The following is an 18110-nucleotide window of genomic DNA, read 5'->3' as shown; positions in this document are numbered from 1 at the left end:
GGCGGAGACCTGCGACATGCCGGTGATATCCCGGCGAGGAGCCCGACACGTCAGCTGGTGATCCGCACGCCCAATCCACGAGGCGGTGGCCGCCGGGTACGGCGTACCCGGCACGGCTGGCAGGTCTTCGGACTCGCGGGCACCGGCCGGGGAACCGGCATACGCCGGGGTGCTCCCCGATGGCCGACCTACTGGCCGTCGCTTCCCGAGTCGCGAAGCCTTCCGGCTCCGCTGAACTCAGTGCCTGGTGACGGCGGTCGTTCCTGCATACCGCTGCGGGACAGTCCCGGATTCCCACCGGGTTCCCTCTCACCCGCCGTGACGTCGCCGCCCGGGCGGGCTCGACTCCGTCGCGCGACGTCGGGGCTCCATCTCGTCGCACTGCGGTGAACCAGCTGCCCCCTCAGCATAGGACGCGGCGGGCCCGAGCGGGGCGACCGGCCCGCGACAGAGCGCCGATGGCCGGGACATCAGCGGCTCGGGCACGAGGTGGACGCTGCGACCCCGAACCTTCACCACCGCCCCCCGAGCCGGAAGTCGGCGTTCGGACAGCACACCGGTTGCCGGCGCGCCGCCCATGTGTCGGCGCGATGAACGCAACTTCGCAACGGTGTTAGTCGGCGTTGTGAAGAGGTTTACGAAGGGGGATTGCGTGTCGGTGCGGTTCACGCAGCCGGGTACCTTAGTTCAATGTTCTCGAAAGTCTTGGTTGCCAACCGTGGCGAGATCGCCATTCGAGCCTTCCGCGCGGCTTACGAACTCGGCATCGGGACGGTCGCCGTGTTCCCCCACGAGGACCGCAATTCGGTCCACCGGTTGAAGGCGGCGGAGTCGTACCAGATCGGGGAGCCCGGCCATCCGGTGCGGGCTTACCTGTCGATCGAGGCGATCATCGCGGCGGCCAAGTCGGCGGGGGCGGACGCGATCTATCCGGGCTACGGGTTCCTGTCGGAGAACCCGGACCTGGCGGCGGCCTGCGCCCGCGAGGGCATCACCTTCATCGGCCCGTCGGCCGAGGTGCTGGAGCTGGCGGGGAACAAGGCGCGCGCCATCGAGGCCGCCAAGGCCGCAGGCCTGCCGGTGCTGCGCTCGAGCGCGCCCTCGTCGGACGTGGAGGAGTTGCTGGCCGCGTCGCGGGAGCTGGAGTATCCGATCTTCGTCAAGGCGGTCGCGGGCGGCGGCGGGCGCGGCATGCGCCGGGTCGCCGCTCCCGAGCAGCTGCGCGAGTCGATCGAGGCGGCGTCGCGGGAGGCGGAGTCGGCGTTCGGTGACCCGACGGTATTCCTGGAGCAGGCGGTGGTGAACCCACGCCATATCGAGGTGCAGATCCTCGCCGACCAGCACGGCAACGTCATGCACCTGTTCGAGCGGGACTGTTCGGTGCAGCGCAGGCATCAGAAGGTGATCGAGCTCGCGCCTGCCCCGAATCTGGATCCCGCGCTGCGGGAACGGATCTGCGACGACGCGGTCGCCTTCGCCCGGCAGATCGGTTACTCGTGCGCGGGCACTGTGGAATTCCTGCTGGACGAGCGCGGCAACCACGTCTTCATCGAGATGAACCCGCGAATCCAGGTGGAGCACACGGTCACCGAGGAGATCACCGATGTGGACCTGGTGCAGTCGCAGCTGCGCATCGCCGCGGGGGAGACGCTCGAGCAATTGGGTCTGAGCCAGGACGCGGTGACGATCCGGGGCGCGGCATTGCAGTGCCGGATCACCACCGAGGACCCGGCCAACGGCTTCCGTCCCGACACCGGGCGCATCACCGCCTATCGCACGCCGGGTGGCGCGGGTATCCGCCTCGACGGCGGCGCGAACCTGGGTGCGGAGATCGGAGCCTACTTCGACTCCATGCTGGTCAAGCTCACCTGCCGTGGCCGCGACTTCGGTGCGGCGGTGGCGCGGGCGAGCCGGGCACTGGCGGAATTCCGCATCCGCGGTGTGGCGACCAACATTCCCTTCCTGCTCGCGGTACTGGACGATCCCGACTTCAAGGCGGGCCGGGTCACCACCTCGTTCATCGACGAGCGCCCGCAGCTGCTGACGCTGCGCCGGTCCGCCGACCGCGGCACCAAGATCCTCGACTACCTGGCGGATGTCACCGTGAACAAGCCGCACGGTGAGCGGCCGACCACGATGTATCCGCACGAAAAGCTGCCCGGGATCGATCTGAGCGTACCGCCGCCGGACGGCTCCCGGCAGCGGCTGCTGCGGCTGGGACCGGAGGGTTTCGCTCGGGCTTTGCGTGAGCAGAAGGCGGTCGGCGTCACCGACACCACGTTCCGGGACGCGCACCAGTCGCTGCTGGCCACTCGCGTGCGCACCAACGGCCTGCTGGGTGTGGCGGGGCATGTGGCGCGGCTGACCCCGGAGTTGTTGTCGGTGGAGTGCTGGGGTGGGGCGACCTACGACGTGGGGTTGCGGTTCCTGTACGAGGATCCATGGGAGCGGTTGGCGGCGTTGCGGGAGGCGATCCCCAACATCTGCCTGCAGATGCTGCTGCGTGGCCGTAACACCGTCGGTTACACCCCGTACCCGGAGGCGGTGACCCGAGCGTTCGTGTCCGAGGCGACCGCGACGGGTATCGATATCTTCCGCATCTTCGACGCCCTCAACAACGTCGACCAGATGCGCCCGGCCATCGACGCGGTGCGCGAAACGGGCACCGCCGTCGCCGAAGTGGCGATCAGCTACACCGGGGACCTGTCGAATCCGGACGAATCGCTCTACACCCTGGACTACTACCTGAAACTGGCCGAGCAGATCGTCGACGCGGGCGCGCACGTGCTGGCGATCAAGGACATGGCCGGACTGTTGCGCGCTCCCGCCGCGACCACACTGGTTACCGCGTTGCGCCGCAATTTCGATCTGCCGGTGCACGTGCACACCCACGACACCCCGGGCGGGCAGCTGGCCACCTACCTGGCCGCCTGGCAGGCCGGCGCCGACGCGGTCGACGGCGCGAGCGCCGCGATGGCGGGCACCACCAGCCAGCCCGCGCTGTCGGCGATCGTCGCCGCGGCAGCGCACAGCGAGTACGACACCGGGTTGAACCTGCAGAACGTCTGCGATCTGGAACCGTACTGGGAAGCGCTGCGGAAGGTGTACGCGCCGTTCGAGTCCGGGCTGCCCGCGCCTACCGGCCGGGTCTACACCCATGAGATCCCCGGCGGGCAGTTGTCCAACCTGCGTCAGCAGGCCATCGCGCTCGGCTTGGGTGACCGGTTCGAGGAGGTCGAGGCGAAATACGCCGCAGCCGACCGGCTGCTGGGCCGCTTGGTGAAGGTCACCCCGTCCTCGAAGGTCGTCGGCGACCTGGCGTTGGCGCTGGTCGGCACCGATGTTTCGGTCGAGGACTTCGCCGCCGACCCCGGCCGCTTCGACATCCCGGACTCGGTGATCGGGTTCCTGCGCGGTGAACTCGGCACTCCTGCCGGTGGCTGGCCCGAGCCGTTCCGCAGCAAGGCGCTCGCCGGGCGCGGCGCGGCCAAACCCGAAACCCCGTTGACCCCGGCGGACGAGAAGGGGTTGGCCGGTAGCTCCGAAGAGCGGCGCGCGACGTTGAACCGGCTGCTGTTCCCCGGCCCCACCGCCGAATTCCTCGCCCACCGCGAGAAGTACGGCGACACCTCCGGCTTGTCGGCCAATCAGTTCTTCTACGGCCTGCGCCGCGGCGAGGAACACCGGGTGCAACTGGAGAAGGGCGTCACCCTGCTCATCGGCCTGGAAGCCATCTCCGAACCCGACGAGCGCGGCATGCGCACGGTGATGTGCATCCTCAACGGGCAGCTGCGTCCGGTCTCGGTGCGCGACCGGTCCATCGCCAGCGAGATCCCGGCCGCCGAGAAAGCCGACAAGACCAACCCGGGCCACATCGCCGCGCCGTTCGCCGGTGTCGTGACACTCGCTGTGTCCGAAGGTGATTCGGTCGCCGCGGGCGACACCATCGGCACCATCGAAGCCATGAAGATGGAAGCCGCGATCACCGCGCCCCGCGCGGGCACCGTCGGCCGGGTCGCCATCGGCGCCGTGCAACAGGTCGAAGGCGGCGACCTGCTCATCGAGCTGGCGGTACGGGAGTCGTCCGCCGGATGACGCGGATCGTCGCGGGTACGGCGGGCGGGCGGCGCCTTCGAGTGCCGCCGTCCGGCACCCGACCGACCTCCGACCGAGTACGGGAGGCGCTGTTCAGCGCGTTGGACGCCCGGCTGGACTTCGCGGGCGCGCGCGTCCTGGACCTGTACGCGGGGTCCGGCGCGCTCGGGCTGGAGGCGCTCTCGCGTGGCGCCGAGCACGCGTTGCTCGTCGAGTCCGACCGCAAGGCGGCCGCCGTGGTGCGCGGCAACATCGCCGACCTGGGGCTGCCCGGCGCCGAACTGCGGGTCGCGACGGTGGCCAGTGTGCTGCGGCTGGGCGGGGCGGGCGGCTTCGACGTCGTGTTCTCCGACCCGCCCTACGCGGTGGACGACGCTGCCGTGCTGGCCGACCTGCACGCACTGACCGAGCACCGTTGGCTGCGTCCGGGGGCGTTGGTCGTGCTGGAGCGTTCGTCGCGCTCGCCCGAAACGGCTTGGCCCGCAGGCTTCCTCCCGGCCAAGTCGCGCCGGTACGGCGAAACCCGGATCGATCTCGCGGAGTTCGATCCGGACGGGTAGGCGCGGTCCGGCCCTGCGTGCCGCGCGGGGCTCGCCCTGCTAGCGTCGGCTCATGGCAGGAGCACTGTGCCCCGGATCGTTCGACCCCGTGACCTACGGACACCTCGACGTCTTCACCCGGGCAGCGGCCCAGTTCGACGAGGTCGTCATCACCGTCATGATCAACCCGAAGAAGCAGGGCATGTTCACCGTCGAGGAGCGCATGGAGATGCTGCGCGAGTCGACCGCGCACCTCGGCAACGTCCGGGTGGAGTCATGGCAGGGGTTGACGGTCGACTTCGCGCGGGAGCAGGGCATCACCGCGATCGTGAAGGGCCTGCGCGACGCGGGCGATTTCGGCTACGAACTGCAGATGGCGCAGATGAACAAGAAGCTCTCCGGCGTGGACACCTTCTTCATCGCCACCAATCCGTCTTTCAGCTTCCTGTCCAGCTCCCTGGTCAAGGAGGTCGCCGCGTACGGGGGCGACGTCAGCGACATGCTGCCCCCGTCGGTGCACAAGCGCCTGGTCGACCGGCTGGCCGAGCGCAAGAGCTGATACCCGGCGCTAAGGCGAGAGCCCGCGCCGGACCCTAGAACACCAGGCCGCGCAGGGCGAGGAAGCGCATGCCACCCACGGCCGCGGTGATCGCCAGGACGGCGGCGGCCTGGGCGGTGTCCCCGAGGCCGGGCGCCCACACGCCCAGCGAGGCCAGCGCCGCGGTGGTGATGCCCAGACCGACCAGCGCGAGTCCGCCGCCTTCCCACTGTGCGGTGAACCAGCCGACGCGGCCCGCGGCGTGGAAGGTGAGCACTCGACGGCGGGTTGTCCACACCTCCGGCTTCCTCGTCCGCGGTCGGGCATGGCCGCGGTTGGTGCTGAAGATCTTGATCCGACCTTCCAGAAAAATGTAACACGAAGCGGAGAGGCGGTCTCCACTTGACTTGTGTGGCGTGCGAGACACTGGCACGACACACCGGAAAGTGACTCGGCACGAGCCGTGACGAGGGGCACACTGGGCTGCGGGCGGAGAGTTTCGCCGTGAGTCCGCAGGAGGGTAGTGAGCATGTATCGCGTATTCGAAGCGCTCGACGAACTGGTCGCCATCGTCGAAGAGGCGCGCGGCATCCCCCCGACCCGCAGCTGCATCGTGCCGCGCGGCGACGTGCTCGAACTACTCGACGACGTCCGGGACGCGCTGCCCGGCGAACTGGACGACGCCCAGGACGTGCTCGACCATCGCGACAAGATCGTCTCCGATGCCAGGACCGCGGCCGAGGCCACCGTGACCGGCGCGAACGACCAGGCCGAGCGCACGATCAGCTCGGCGCGCGAGGAAGCCGATCGCATCCTGGCCGACGCCAAGGCCCACGCCGACCGGATGGTGGCCGAGGCGAGCGCACACGCCGATCACCTGGTCGCCTCCGCCCAGGAGGCGGCCGATCGCGTGGTGGCCGACGGCAACGCGGAATACGAGGCGGTGACCGGCCGGGCGCGGATCGAGTCGGAGCGGATGATCGAGGCGGGCAAGGCCGCCTACGATCGCTCCGTCGCCGAAGGTCTCGCCGAGCAGGAGCGGCTGGTCGCCCAGACCGAGGTGGTCCGCGCCGCGCACGCCGAATCGGCCAGGGTGATCGATGCCGCCCACGCCGAAGCGGATCGCCTGCGCGAGGAATGCGACCACTACGTCGACTCCCGGCTGGCTGATTTCGAGGAGACGCTGGCCAGCACGCTGCGCACGGTCGGGCGCGGGCGTCACCAGCTGCGCACCGGGGCGGGAGTGCCCGACTACGCCGACGAATTCCGCAGGTAGCGCTACGCGGCGATGATCAGCCGCGTTTGGGTGGGCGCCACCCGGTCGCGTATTGTTGGGTGGTTGCCCATATCCCCTCGATCGTGAGTGAGTTCGTGATGTCCGCCGGTTCCGGTTCCGCGTCGCGTCCCCGATCGGCCAAGCGCCGGTCGCCGGACGCGGCTTTCGTGCTGGACGCCCGCAGCCTCGGCCGCAGGGCCGGGACCATGCGCGAGCTGCGCCGCACCGTCACCACGCAGGAGCGGATCGGTTTGGATCTGATCGCCGTTCCCGTGGGCGCGCAGGTGGAGCTCGACCTGCAGTTGCAGGCGGTGTCCGAAGGAGTGCTGGTCACCGGGACGGTGGCCGCGCCGATCGAGGGGGAGTGCTCGCGCTGCCTCGAGCCGTTCACCGGCGAGGTCGCCGTGCGGCTGACCGAGCTGTTCGCCTATCCGGACAGCACCACCGAGCAGACCACCGAGGACGACGAGGTCCACCGCCTGGTCGACGACCTCATCGACCTCGAGCCCGTCGTGATCGACGCCGTCGGGCTGGAACTGCCGCTGCAGCCGTTGTGCACGCCCGATTGCGCGGGACTGTGCCCGGAATGCGGCATCCGGATGGCGATTGCGGGATCCGAGCACCGGCATGAGATACTTGACCCTCGCTGGGCCGGGCTGGCTAACTTCGCCTCCGGATCGCCCGGCACCGGCAGCCCCGACGAGGGTGCGGCCGACCGAGACCACTGAGCAAGACCGATCAGCCGAACCGGCAGAGCAATCAGACAGAGGAGAAGTAGTCGTGGCCGTTCCCAAGCGCCGGATGTCCCGTTCCAACACCAGGTCGCGGCGCAGCCAGTGGAAGGCCACCGCGCCGACCCTGATCACCTGCCCGAACCGCGCTTGCGGCGAGAAGACGCTGCCGCACATCGCCTGCCCGTCCTGCGGCACCTACAAGGGCCGCCAGGTCACCGCAGCGGTCTGATCGTTCGACCTGTCGTAGCGACGTGACCGACGAACCCGACTCGTCCGGTGAACACGCGAGCCTGCTCGCAGCGCTAGGCGTCGACCTACATCCGGATCTGCTGCGTCTCGCGCTGACCCACCGGTCGTACGCGTACGAGAACGGCGGTCTGCCGACGAACGAGCGTCTCGAGTTCCTCGGCGACTCCGTGCTCGGCCTGAGCATCACCGAACGGCTGTATCACGAGCATCCCTCGAAAAGCGAGGGCGAGCTGGCCAAGCTGCGCGCGAGCGTGGTGAACATGCGCGCGCTCGCCGAAGTCGCCCGCGGCCTCGGCGAGGGCGGCCTCGGTGCGCACCTGTTGCTCGGTAAAGGTGAGGAACTCACCGGTGGCCGGGACAAGGAGAGCATCCTCGCCGACGGCATGGAGTCGTTGCTCGGCGCCGTGCATCTCGAGCACGGCATCGAGGTGGCGCGTGCCGTGGTGTTGCGGCTGTTCGCCGAGCTGCTCGAGCGCGGCCCACGGATGGGCGCAGGCCTGGACTGGAAGACCAGCTTGCAGGAACTCACCGCCGAGCGTGGTCTCGGTGTGCCCAGTTACGAGATCACCTCGACCGGGCCGGACCACGACAAGGAATTCACCGCCACCACGGTGATCGGCGGACGGGCATACGGGCAAGGCGTCGGCCGGTCCAAGAAGGAAGCCGAGCAGAAGGCCGCGGGGGCCGCCTACGAGGCGCTGACCGCCGAAAGCTGACGTGCCCGAACTTCCCGAGGTCGAGGTCGTACGCCGCGGGCTGGCCGAGCATGTGGTCGGCCGGGTCGTCGAATCGGTGGCGATCACCCATCCCCGCTCGGTGCGCCGCCATCTCGAAGGCGCCGCCGATCTCGCCGCGCGGCTGACCGGCCTGACGGTCGAGTCGGCCGAGCGGCGCGGCAAGTTCCTCTGGCTGACTTTCGACGACCCGGAAGCCGCTTTGGTCGTGCATCTGGGCATGAGCGGTCAGATGCTGGTCCAGCCCGCCGACGCGCCGCTGGAGAAGCACGCGCACATCCGCGCCACCTTCGGCGATGGCACCCAGTTGCGGTTCGTCGACCAGCGGACCTTCGGCGGCTGGGCGCTCGCGCCCCTGGTCGAGGTGGACGGCACCCTGGTGCCGGAGCCGGTCGCGCACATCGCCCGCGATCCGCTGGATCCGCGTTTCGACATCGAAACCGTGGTCGCCGTCATCGGGGGCAAGCAGAGTGAGATCAAGCGTGTCCTGCTCGATCAAGGCGTCGTCTCCGGGATCGGGAACATCTACGCCGACGAGGCGCTGTGGCGCGCCGGAATCCACGGTGGCAGGCCTGCCTCGGGGCTGTCGCGGCCCGCGGTGCGCCGGTTGCTCGCCGAAGTGAGCGCGGTGATGGGCGAAGCGCTCGCGGCGGGCGGCACGTCGTTCGACGCACTTTATGTGAACGTCAACGGCCAGTCGGGCTACTTCGAACGGTCCCTGGCCGTATACGGTCGGGAGAACGAGCCGTGTCGCCGGTGTGGTGCGCCGATCATCCGGGAGCGGTTCATGAACCGCTCGTCCTACTCCTGCCCGCGCTGCCAGCCGAAGCCTCGCCGTCGCTAGCTCGCGCGAGCTACCGTTTCCTCAGGGCGGTTCGGAATGTCACCCCGACCGTGAGGAAGGAAGCATGCGCAAGCTCACCTATTACGTCGCGTCGACCATCGATGGATTCATCGCCACCGAAGAGGGCTCGGTCGACTTCTTCCCGGTCGGCGGTGATCACGGTCCGTCGATCAACGCGCAGTACCCCGAAACCCTGCCGACCAAGGTGCGCGAGGCGATCGGGGTGGAGGAGCGCAACTGCTACTTCGACACGGTACTGATGGGACGCAAGACGCACGACTTCGGCGTCCGCACCGGCACCTCCAGCCCCTACTCGCATCTGCGGCAGTTCGTCGTCTCGACCACTCTGCCGGAGAGTCCCGATCCGGCCGTCGAGCTGATCTCCCGGGATCCGGTCGAGAAGGTCCGTGAACTCAAGCGGGAGAGCGGGCTGGGCATCTGGCTGTGCGGCGGCGGCGAACTGGCGCAGGTGCTGCTGCCGGAAATCGACCAGATCTTCCTCAAGCTCTATCCGATCGTGCTCGGCCGGGGCCGGGCACTGTTCGGCACCGGGTCGCGGCTGCCGGAACCGGCCAAGTTCCGGGTGATCACCAGCACGGTGTTCGAGGACGGGGTGGCCTTCGTGAAATACAGCCGGGTGCGATAGCACGTGCCCGACCCGGATCCCAGTGGTATACCGGACCGCGCCACGGCGCCCGGTCCGGAGGCGGCGCTGCGGGAGATCGGTTTCTGGTTGGAGCGCTCCCGGGCGGAAACCCACCGGGTCAAGGCCTACCGGCGCGCCGCCGACGTCGTCGCGGGATTGTCCGCCGACGAGCGCGAGGCGCGCCGGGCGGCGGGCAACTGGACCGAGCTCACGGGCATCGGTCCCAAGACCGCGGCCGTGATCGAGCAGGTCTACGCGGGTGTGGTGCCGCGCTACCTGGCCGAATTGCGCGCTGCCGCGCAGCCGATCGGGGCGCCGGGCAAGCCGTTGCGGGAGCGTCTGCGCGGTGATCTGCACACGCACTCGAACTGGTCCGACGGCGGCAGTCCGATCGAGGAGATGATGCGGGTCGCGTCCGCGCTGGGGCACGAATACTGTGCCCTGACCGACCATTCGCCGCGCTTGACCGTGGCCAACGGTCTGTCCGCCGACCGGCTGCGCAAGCAACTGGACGTGGTCGCCGAACTCAACGACCGGATGGCGCCGTTCCGGGTCCTCACCGGCATCGAGGTGGACATCCTCGACGACGGCGCCCTCGACCAGCGGGCGGATCTGCTCGCGCGGCTGGATATCGTCGTGGCCAGCGTCCATTCGCGTCTGCGCGACGACAGCGCGACCATGACCAAGCGCATGGTGCACGCGGTCGCCGACCCGAATGTCGACGTGCTCGGCCACTGCACCGGCCGCCTGGTCGCGGGTGGACGCGGCACCCGGCCGGAATCGACGTTCGACGCCGAGGTGGTGTTCGAGGCGTGTCGCACCTACGGCACCGCCGTGGAGATCAACAGCAGGCCCGAACGACTCGATCCCCCTTCGCGATTGCTGCGTCTGGCCGCCGAGATGGGTTGTCACTTCTCGATCGACACCGACGCGCACGCGCCGGGACAACTCGACTGGCAGGGGTACGGGTGTGAGCGCGCGCTCGCGAACGGCGTTGCGGCGGAACGGGTGATCAACACCTGGCCTTTGGCGGATCTGCTGGCCTGGACTCGCGAGAGCGTATGACCGAGGGGTTAACTGTTGCCGAACAGTTCGACTCTCGGTGTGCCGGAAGGTGATCGGCGCCGAGAATGAGGGCATACGGATTTCTCGGGGAGTGGGATCATCTGGTGGGTGACTGGCCGCTCGACACCGTTCTGGAACTCATAGGTACCGCGGCGGCGGTGGTAGCCCTCCTCGTAGCGGTCGCCGCCTTCCTGCGTGAGTTCGTCTTCGCCGGGCGTAAACGGCTCGGCTACCGGGTACAGATGGATACGCCGGTCACCGGCGAGATCGAGTCCCGATTTCCCGGTGTGCTCACGCAACTGCGTCCCGCCGCCGACGGAGCGACCCCGGACCTGAAGGACGTCTCGGTCGTCCTGGTGCGCATCGAGAACGCGGGCATCACCCGGATCGACACCGAGGACTACACGGCGCCGACCGCTCAGATCGGTCTGCACCTGCACTTCTCACAGCGGCGGGTGATCGGCATGGCGGTCAACGAGCTGAGCGACCCTTCGTCGCTGGCCGACCACCTCGGCCGCAACTCCGGCATCGACGTGCGCGAGGAGAACGCCGGCGGCCCCACCGGCGTGATCGATCTGCCGAAGGTGCCGCTCGGCAAGAGCGATCACTACAAGATCCTGGCCATCCTGGAACGCTCCGGCGGCACGGGGAACTATCCGGATCCGGTGCTGCGCGGCGGCATCAAAGGCGGCAGGATCATCGAGACCCGGGCGGGCACTTCCCGACGGCTGGTCGTGTTCACGGTGGCATTGGTGCTGGTCATCGGGTTCCTGCTCGTGGTGGTCTGGCGGGAGCCGTCACCGACGCCGATGGAATGCGAGTCGGGCAAGCTGACCGTGATCGGATCCTCGGCGTTCGGCCCGGTGCTCCGGGAGGCGGCCGAGCAGTACCGAAAGCGTTGCACCCGGGCGGATTTCGCCTTCGAATTCGAAGGGACCGAACGCGGTCTGGACCGGTTGGCCGAGCAAGGCACGGGGAACTCCGGGCTGCTGGCCATCAGCGACGGTCCGAAAGGCGCCGGTTATCCGGCACTGGTGTACCGTCCGCTCGCCTTGTCGCTGTTCACCATGATCGTCCATCCCGACGTCGGGGTCCGGGGCCTGACCGTCGCGCAGATCCAGGATCTCTACCGGGGCAAGATCGGCAACTGGCGTGAGGTGGGCGGCCCGGATCTGCCGGTAGTGCTGGTCAACCGCATACCGGGTTCCGGTTCGCGAAACACGTTCGAGCGCAGGTTGCTCGACGGCACGCAGCCGGATCGCTCGCACGTCAGCTGCACGGCGCTGAAGGGCACGGTCACCGCCGCGCTCACGCACTGCGAAGTGCAGGTGACGGCCGACATGAGCAAAGCGGTGGCCGACATCCCGGGTGCCATCGGCTATTCGGAGTTCTCCGAGGCTGTCGAGGCGAAGCTGCCGACCCTGGCCATCGACGGTGTGAGTGCAGGCCGGGACGCGGCTGTCCACCGCACCTACCCCTTCTGGGGCGTCGAGTACGCCTACAGCAACGGCGAGTTGCCCGGAGACTCGCTGGCAGCGAGCTTTCTGCACTTCCTGACCGATCAGATGGGCAAAGAAGTGCTGCGCGCGCACGGCAACGCCCCGTGCGCCGACCTGCCCGATCCCGGCCGGTGCCTGCCGGATCAATAGCCGGCGGCCCGTACCCCCACCCCCGCAGCACGGCGGAGTCGCGTCGCCTCGGCACCGAGATGTCGGTGGGCTGGGCGAGGATGGACGCATGACGGAACTAACGCTGCGCGAGCTGAATCGGACGCTACTGGTCCGGCAGAAGCTGGTGGAGCGGGTGGCGCTGCCCCCGCTCGAACTCGTCCGGCATCTGGTCGCGGTGCAAGGCCAGGAGCCGAACTGGCCCTATGTGGGGTTGTGGTCGCGTCTGGCGGGGTTCCGGCACGACGATCTGGCCGCGCTGCTGCGTGATCGGCGATTGGTGCGCTCCACCATGATCCGCCGGACCGTGCACCTCGCCGACGCCGCGGACTTCCGCTGGTTGCGGCCCACGGTGCAGCCGGTGGTCGACGCCGCGCTGAAGGCGTCGTACTACCGAGACGAGATCGATGGTGTCGACCTGGACGAACTCGCCGCCGCCGGACGCGAACTGCTGGCCGGACAGCGGCTGCGCCGCCGGGAACTGGGTGAAGCGCTGGCCCAGCGCTTCCCGGACCGGCACACGCGCAGACTCGCCGAGACCGTCGAGTTGCTGGTCCCGTTGACGCACGGCCCGGAGACCGGTGCGTGGGGACGGTGGCGCAATCGGTACGTCACGGTCGGGTTGGCCGAGGAGTGGACGGGCGCGCCGATGGCCACGGCGCCGCGGCCACAGACGCTGGTGCTGCGCTACCTGGCCGCGTTCGGTCCGGCCACGGTGGCCGACATGCAGGCGTGGGCGGGCATCACCCGGCTCGCGGAGGTCGTCGACGACCTGCGCGAGCGGCTGCGGGTGTTCACCGACGACCGTCACCGCGTGTTGTTCGACCTGCCGGACGCGCCGCTGGCCGAGCCGGATCTGCCTGTGCCCGTGCGCTTTCTGCCCGCTTTCGACAACGCGGTGCTCGGCCACAAGGACCGCCGCAGGATCATCAGCGAGGAGGACCGCAAGCGCACCGCCGCGGAGGCGTCCGCGGGCGTACCCGTGTACCTGGTCGACGGTTTCGTCCACGGCCGCTGGTCGCTCGACGGCGCCACGCTGCGCGTCGTGCCCTGGCACCCGTTGTCGGCGGCCGACGAGGCGGCGGTGCGCGCCGAGGCGGAAGATCTACTGGCGTTCATCGTGGCGGGCGGCGATGCTATCACGCCGGACCGCGACCCGCGGGTTGTCATCGAGGCATGACACGCCGGATCCGATCGGTCGTCCGGTGTCCGGCCGAAAGGAGGGACACCGGACTACCCATCGGTTGCTGAACGAACGCTGGGTGGCGCGATTTTTCCCGAACTGTTTGGTTTGAAGGATCCCGCCTGAGGTACCTCCCACTCGGCCCCCCTGTTCATGCCGGAGGCGTGACCAGGCCAACCAAGCCCCATGGACGGCGGTGCAGCTAGGTCTTCACCCCCGCCGCGGCGGCCACTTAGTTCAGTTCGGCGCCCGGTACTCCGAGTGCTGGGTGAATGCGAGTGCTACTTGGTTGTCCCTGGAAGGAGGGTCATGAGCGCGCTTTCCGTGCCTATTTCCGCGCAGGCGTCGTCCGATTCGGAGATGCCGTCGTCCGACTACCTGTCGACAGATCGTTCCAGCGGCCCGTTTCGTATCGCGATGGTGGTGCCGCCGTACTTCGACGTCCCGCCCAAGGCATATGGCGGTGTCGAGGCCGTGGTCGCCGATCTGGTCGACGCATTGGTGGCCCGTGGCCACGACGTCACTCTGTTGGGCGCGGGGGAGCCGGGGACGAAGGCCAAGTTCGTGCCGGTGTGGGACCGCGCGCTGCCAGAGCGCCTGGGCGAGCCGTTCCCCGAGGTCGTGCACGCGTTGCGAGTGCGCCGCGCCATCGAGGAACTCGCTGCGACATCGGGTATCGACCTGGTGCACGACCACACTTTCGCCGGACCGCTCAACGCGTCGGTCTTCCAGAGCATGGGCCTGCCGACGGTGCTGACCGTGCACGGGCCGGTGGAGGACGACATCTATCGCTATTACCAGGATTTGGGCGACGAGGTGGCGCTGGTGGCGATCAGCGACCGCCAGCGTGAACTCGCGCCGGGGCTCAATTGGACCGGACGCGTGCACAATGCGCTGCACGTCGACGACTGGCCGTTCCGCGTCGAGAAGGACGACTACGCGCTGTTCCTCGGCCGGTTCAACGAGTGCAAGGCCCCGCACCTGGCGCTGGAGGCCGCGCACGACGCGGGCATCCCGCTGGTACTCGCGGGTAAGTGCAGTGAACGTCCCGAGCAGGCATACTTCGAGGCGAAGGTGCGCCCGCTGTTGACGGAAAACGATCACGTGTTCGGTCTCGCCGACGCGGCGGCCAAGCGTAAGCTGCTCGCGAATGCGCGTTGCCTGTTGTTCCCGATTCGCTGGGAGGAACCGTTCGGCATGGTGATGATCGAATCCATGGTCTGTGGCACGCCGGTGGTCGCGCTGCGCGGCGGGGCGGTGTCCGAGGTGATCGTCGACGGCGTGACCGGCCGCATCTGCGAGGACCCCGCCGAATTGCCTACGGCCATCGAAGAGGTCCGGGCGATGGATCCGTACGCCTGCCGCGCCCACGTGCAGGCCAAATTCGGCTCCGACACGCTGGGCTTCGGTTACGAACAGGTGTATCGCCGGCTACTGCGCTCCAAGAAGCGATTCGGCGCCGCGCCGCTGGACATCGCGGTGCCCGCCGCCGCGCCGCTCGACGCCACGACGCCGGGGCCCGCCCCGGTCAGGATCGCGGCGAGCGGACTGGCGTGACCGGTACCGCACCGTTGGGCCCCGCCCCCCTGAACTCCGGTGAGCCGACCGGGTTCGGGGGGTGCGGCTCGGTCACCCTCGTCGAAGGCGGCACGTTCTGCCTGTCCAATCGACTCGGCGATGTCGAGACGGGCAAGCCGCACGGTTTGTTCTTCCGGGACGCGCGGGTGCTGTCGCGCTGGGAGTTGCTGGTGAACGGCAGACCCGCCGAGCCGCTTTCGGTGCTGAGTCCAGAGGCGTTCGCCGCCAGGTTCGTGTTGCGCAGGCCGCCGCAGGCGGGCCTGGCCGACAGCACGCTGCTGGTGGTGCGCGAACGGATCGTGGCCGACGGCATGCACGAGCTGATCACGCTGGAGAACATGGGCCGCGAACCCACGGCCGTGCTACTGGAACTGCACGTGGACGCGGACTTCGTCGACCTGTTCGCGGTGAAGGAAGGCCGTGCCGGGCATTCGCGGGCCGACGTGACGGTGGCCGACGGTGAGCTGGTGCTGCACGATCACGCCGACCGCAGCCGGGGGATCTCGATCTCGGCGACCGTGGAACCCGAGGTCATGCCGGGTTCGCTGGTGTGGCGGGTGATCGTGCCCGTCGGTGAATCCTGGCAAACCGAGATCATCGCCCAGCCGACGGTGGGCAACCAGCGATTTCAGGCCATCTCACCGGGTGAGCACTACGGGGTCAGCGCGCCGGGCCGCAAGATCGAGGCCTGGCGGGACACCGCCACCGACATCGCCGCGTCCGACCCGGCGCTCACCCGGGTGCTGCGGCGCACCGAAAGCGATCTGGGCGCGTTGCAGATGCACGACGAATCCGGCGACGCCCGGCCGTTCGTCGCCGCGGGCGCGCCGTGGTTCATGACCCTGTTCGGCCGTGACAGCCTGCTCACCGCGTGGATGGCGCTGCCGCTGGAAGTCGACCTGGCGCTCGGCACGCTCCAGCAGCTCGCGGAACTGCAGGGGCAGGAGGTCAATCCGCTCACCGAGGAGGAACCGGGGCGCATCATGCACGAGATGCGCCGTGGACCGGCGGGCGGCCAGGTGTTCGGTGGCAACATCTACTACGGGACCGCTGATGCCACACCGCTGTTCGTGATGCTGCTGGCCGAATGCCATCGCTGGGGCGGCGATTCGGAGGTGATCCGGCACTTGCTGCCCGCCGCCGACGCGGCGCTGCGCTGGATCACCGATTACGGCGACCGGGACGGCGACGGCTTCGTCGAGTACCGCCGCGCCACCGACCGCGGCCTGATCAACCAGGGGTGGAAGGACAGCTTCGACGGAATCAACGACGCCACCGGCCATATCGCCGAGGCGCCCATCGCGCTGTGCGAGGTGCAGGGGTACGTGCACGCCGCGATGCTCGCCCGGGCCGAACTCGCCGAGGCCTTCGACGACCTGCGGCTGGCGGGTCAGCTGCGGGAACGCGCCGCGGAGTTGCGCGTCAAGTTCGCCGAGCAGTTCTGGCTGCCCGACCGCGGCTGGTACGCCGTGGCGCTGGACGGCGGCAAGCGTCAGGTCGACGCGCTGACCAGCAACGCCGCACACTGCCTCTGGTCGGGCGTCGCCACCGACGAGCACGCGGCCGAACTGGTCTCGCGGATGGCGGGTCCGGAGATGGATTCCGGCTTCGGGCTGCGCACTCTGGCGTCGAACATGGGCGCCTACAACCCGATGAGCTACCACTGCGGCTCGGTGTGGCCGCACGATACGGCGATCGCGGTGGCGGGTCTGTTGCGCTACCGGCACGTTCCCGGTGCGGTCGAACTGGCGACTCGGCTGGCCACCGGTCTGCTGGACGCGGCGGCGGTGTTCGACGGCCGCCTGCCGGAGTTGTTCTGCGGCTTTCCCCGATCGCGGTTCGCCACGCCCGTGCCGTATCCGACGTCCTGCTCGCCGCAGGCGTGGGCGAGCGCGGCGCCGCTGTTGCTGGTGCGCTCGTTCCTCGGCCTCGATCCCGACGCTCCGAACCGGACGCTCACTGTTCGACCGCAGCTGCCGGCGCGGTGGGGCAAGATTTCCTTGCGCGCGTTGCGGCTCGGTGCGACCACTGTCGACCTGGAGGCCGAGGGAGCGCAGATCACCGCGGCGCGCCTACCCGACGACTGGCGAATGGTAACCCGGTGACGCGCATCGGTTGCCGAGAGCCCCGAGCGGGTATGCCTCCGGCGTAGAGACATTGGCAAGCCTTCTCGCACTGATATGCAGGCAACGGGAGGTGCACGATGCAGACATCGCTGGATACACAGGACTTGTGGCGGTCCCAGCACCGGGACTGTTCCGCGGAGCCCTCGACGGATCTCGATCTGGATCGCGCGCTGTTCATCCGCAGCGTGCATGCCGGTCACGGTCCGGAGTGTCGCCAATACCTTGCCGCGGCGGCGTATTGCCTCGACCACGCGGACGAGCCCTGATCCAGCGGTTTCGCGGCAGGACGCGGCCATCGGACGGGGGATGATCCTCCCGCCCGATGAGGTTCGCGGACCGCGGTGACGCCTACAGAATCGCGAAGGCGACGACGAGCCCGAGCGCGAAATGCGCTGCCGCCACCACGAGTACCTCGGTGGTGTAGGTGTCGGCGTGCAGTGCGTTGCCGATGTCGATGCCGATGGCCCGTTCGATGACGCGCACCGAGATGACCTGGGCGACTATGCCGACCAAGCCGAACACCAGCGCGGCGATCAAGCCCTCGGAGAGTTTGCCGCCGCCGCCCACGGCGAAGATGGCGAGCACGACGATGAACGCCATGCTGATCATGCCCGCGGCGGTGACGATGATGGCGTTCGGCTTGCCCGCCATCACCAGCTTCCGCAGCTTGCCCGGCGTGGTCAGGTCGATGGCGTAGAAGCCGACGAGCATGAGCACCAAGCCGATGAGGGCGTAGAGGACGATCGCTCCCACACCCTCGCCCAGCGAGCTCCAGTACCCCGATTCCAGGGCGACTGCGGTCATCTTGATCCTTCCGAGACGGGTTGGCGTGCGGC

General features: G+C 68.9%; 16 protein-coding genes, 1 pseudogene and 1 riboswitch. Of the genes and pseudogenes, 15 read left to right on the top strand and 2 right to left on the bottom strand.

Annotated elements, in window-relative coordinates; translation table 11 throughout:
- Positions 1 to 121: 121 nt before the first annotated feature.
- Positions 122 to 310: riboswitch (cobalamin riboswitch) on the bottom strand.
- Between the two features lie 380 nt (positions 311 to 690).
- From GVY39_RS02695 to coaD, 3 genes are read left to right on the top strand one after another with little or no spacing between them, the layout of a single operon-like run.
- Positions 691 to 4095 (top strand): pyruvate carboxylase, encoded by a 3405-nt coding sequence (locus GVY39_RS02695; protein ID WP_159919992.1) that lies wholly within the window; start codon positions 691 to 693, stop codon positions 4093 to 4095.
- The gene (gene rsmD, locus GVY39_RS02690) at positions 4092 to 4655 is read left to right on the top strand and encodes a 16S rRNA (guanine(966)-N(2))-methyltransferase RsmD (RefSeq protein ID WP_159919990.1); all 564 of its coding nucleotides are present in this window, start codon (positions 4092 to 4094) and stop codon (positions 4653 to 4655) included. Before GVY39_RS02695 ends, rsmD begins: the two co-directional genes overlap by 4 nt.
- 52 nt (positions 4656 to 4707) lie before the next feature.
- The gene (gene coaD, locus GVY39_RS02685; RefSeq protein WP_159919988.1) at positions 4708 to 5193 is read left to right on the top strand and encodes a pantetheine-phosphate adenylyltransferase; all 486 of its coding nucleotides are present in this window, start codon (positions 4708 to 4710) and stop codon (positions 5191 to 5193) included.
- A 34-nt stretch (positions 5194 to 5227) separates the two neighbouring features.
- Here the strand turns inward: coaD and GVY39_RS02680 are convergent.
- Positions 5228 to 5452 (bottom strand): annotated as a pseudogene (locus tag GVY39_RS02680) (GtrA family protein); the annotation flags it as partial.
- Between the two features lie 249 nt (positions 5453 to 5701).
- Between GVY39_RS02680 and GVY39_RS02675 the strand changes: the two are divergent.
- The 12 genes from GVY39_RS02675 (at position 5702) to GVY39_RS02620 (ending at position 17540) form a co-directional block, all read left to right on the top strand.
- Positions 5702 to 6448, top strand: coding sequence for a DivIVA domain-containing protein (locus GVY39_RS02675; RefSeq protein ID WP_159920344.1), 747 nt, complete (start codon positions 5702 to 5704; stop codon positions 6446 to 6448).
- Positions 6449 to 6546: 98 nt separating this feature from the next.
- Positions 6547 to 7176 carry a DUF177 domain-containing protein gene (locus GVY39_RS02670; protein ID WP_159920342.1) on the top strand — a complete coding sequence of 210 codons (630 nt, stop codon included), beginning with the start codon at positions 6547 to 6549 and terminating at the stop codon, positions 7174 to 7176.
- Between the two features lie 52 nt (positions 7177 to 7228).
- On the top strand, positions 7229 to 7411 hold the full coding sequence (gene rpmF / locus GVY39_RS02665) for a 50S ribosomal protein L32 (RefSeq protein ID WP_014987105.1): 183 nt from the start codon (positions 7229 to 7231) through the stop codon (positions 7409 to 7411).
- A 22-nt stretch (positions 7412 to 7433) separates the two neighbouring features.
- Positions 7434 to 8147, top strand: coding sequence for a ribonuclease III (rnc, locus tag GVY39_RS02660; protein WP_159919986.1), 714 nt, complete (start codon positions 7434 to 7436; stop codon positions 8145 to 8147).
- 1 nt (position 8148) lies between these two features.
- Positions 8149 to 9009 carry a bifunctional DNA-formamidopyrimidine glycosylase/DNA-(apurinic or apyrimidinic site) lyase gene (gene mutM, locus GVY39_RS02655; RefSeq protein WP_159919984.1) on the top strand — a complete coding sequence of 287 codons (861 nt, stop codon included), beginning with the start codon at positions 8149 to 8151 and terminating at the stop codon, positions 9007 to 9009.
- 64 nt (positions 9010 to 9073) lie between these two features.
- Complete coding sequence (locus tag GVY39_RS02650; protein WP_159919982.1) at positions 9074 to 9655, top strand: dihydrofolate reductase family protein; 582 nt, start codon at positions 9074 to 9076, stop codon at positions 9653 to 9655.
- A gap of 3 nt (positions 9656 to 9658) precedes the next feature.
- Positions 9659 to 10720 (top strand): PHP domain-containing protein, encoded by a 1062-nt coding sequence (locus GVY39_RS02645; RefSeq protein WP_223512592.1) that lies wholly within the window; start codon positions 9659 to 9661, stop codon positions 10718 to 10720.
- Positions 10721 to 10785: 65 nt separating this feature from the next.
- Complete coding sequence (locus tag GVY39_RS02640) at positions 10786 to 12369, top strand: PstS family phosphate ABC transporter substrate-binding protein (RefSeq protein ID WP_236565252.1); 1584 nt, start codon at positions 10786 to 10788, stop codon at positions 12367 to 12369.
- Positions 12370 to 12457: 88 nt separating this feature from the next.
- Positions 12458 to 13567 carry a winged helix DNA-binding domain-containing protein gene (locus GVY39_RS02635; RefSeq protein ID WP_159919980.1) on the top strand — a complete coding sequence of 370 codons (1110 nt, stop codon included), beginning with the start codon at positions 12458 to 12460 and terminating at the stop codon, positions 13565 to 13567.
- A gap of 363 nt (positions 13568 to 13930) precedes the next feature.
- Positions 13931 to 15127, top strand: coding sequence for a glycosyltransferase family 4 protein (locus GVY39_RS02630; RefSeq protein ID WP_195139103.1), 1197 nt, complete (start codon positions 13931 to 13933; stop codon positions 15125 to 15127).
- Complete coding sequence (locus GVY39_RS02625; protein ID WP_370523760.1) at positions 15124 to 17253, top strand: glycogen debranching N-terminal domain-containing protein; 2130 nt, start codon at positions 15124 to 15126, stop codon at positions 17251 to 17253. Before GVY39_RS02630 ends, GVY39_RS02625 begins: the two co-directional genes overlap by 4 nt.
- A 98-nt stretch (positions 17254 to 17351) precedes the next feature.
- Complete coding sequence (locus GVY39_RS02620) at positions 17352 to 17540, top strand: hypothetical protein (RefSeq protein ID WP_159919978.1); 189 nt, start codon at positions 17352 to 17354, stop codon at positions 17538 to 17540.
- 82 nt (positions 17541 to 17622) lie between these two features.
- Here the strand turns inward: GVY39_RS02620 and GVY39_RS02615 are convergent, their stop codons facing one another.
- Positions 17623 to 18078 carry a DUF350 domain-containing protein gene (locus tag GVY39_RS02615; protein ID WP_159919976.1) on the bottom strand — a complete coding sequence of 152 codons (456 nt, stop codon included), beginning with the start codon at positions 18076 to 18078 and terminating at the stop codon, positions 17623 to 17625.
- Positions 18079 to 18110: the final 32 nt, after the last annotated feature.

This window comes from Nocardia sp. CY15 (assembly GCF_009829295.1).
Lineage (GTDB): Bacteria > Actinomycetota > Actinomycetes > Mycobacteriales > Mycobacteriaceae > Nocardia > Nocardia sputi.
This window is presented reverse-complemented; position numbering and strand designations above follow the sequence as displayed.

What these genes read in the sequence shown, in the direction of transcription:
- rsmD (WP_159919990.1), top strand. Translation starts at nt 4,092, where the DNA reads ATGACGCGGATCGTCGCGGGTACGGCGGGCGGGCGGCGCCTTCGAGTG.
- GVY39_RS02615 (WP_159919976.1), bottom strand. Translation starts at nt 18,078, where the DNA reads ATGACCGCAGTCGCCCTGGAATCGGGGTACTGGAGCTCGCTGGGCGAG.
- GVY39_RS02670 (WP_159920342.1), top strand. Translation starts at nt 6,547, where the DNA reads ATGTCCGCCGGTTCCGGTTCCGCGTCGCGTCCCCGATCGGCCAAGCGC.
- GVY39_RS02640 (WP_236565252.1), top strand. Translation starts at nt 10,786, where the DNA reads ATGAGGGCATACGGATTTCTCGGGGAGTGGGATCATCTGGTGGGTGAC.
- GVY39_RS02620 (WP_159919978.1), top strand. Translation starts at nt 17,352, where the DNA reads ATGCAGACATCGCTGGATACACAGGACTTGTGGCGGTCCCAGCACCGG.
- GVY39_RS02695 (WP_159919992.1), top strand. Translation starts at nt 691, where the DNA reads ATGTTCTCGAAAGTCTTGGTTGCCAACCGTGGCGAGATCGCCATTCGA.
- GVY39_RS02635 (WP_159919980.1), top strand. Translation starts at nt 12,458, where the DNA reads ATGACGGAACTAACGCTGCGCGAGCTGAATCGGACGCTACTGGTCCGG.
- GVY39_RS02675 (WP_159920344.1), top strand. Translation starts at nt 5,702, where the DNA reads ATGTATCGCGTATTCGAAGCGCTCGACGAACTGGTCGCCATCGTCGAA.
- coaD (WP_159919988.1), top strand. Translation starts at nt 4,708, where the DNA reads ATGGCAGGAGCACTGTGCCCCGGATCGTTCGACCCCGTGACCTACGGA.
- GVY39_RS02630 (WP_195139103.1), top strand. Translation starts at nt 13,931, where the DNA reads ATGCCGTCGTCCGACTACCTGTCGACAGATCGTTCCAGCGGCCCGTTT.
- GVY39_RS02650 (WP_159919982.1), top strand. Translation starts at nt 9,074, where the DNA reads ATGCGCAAGCTCACCTATTACGTCGCGTCGACCATCGATGGATTCATC.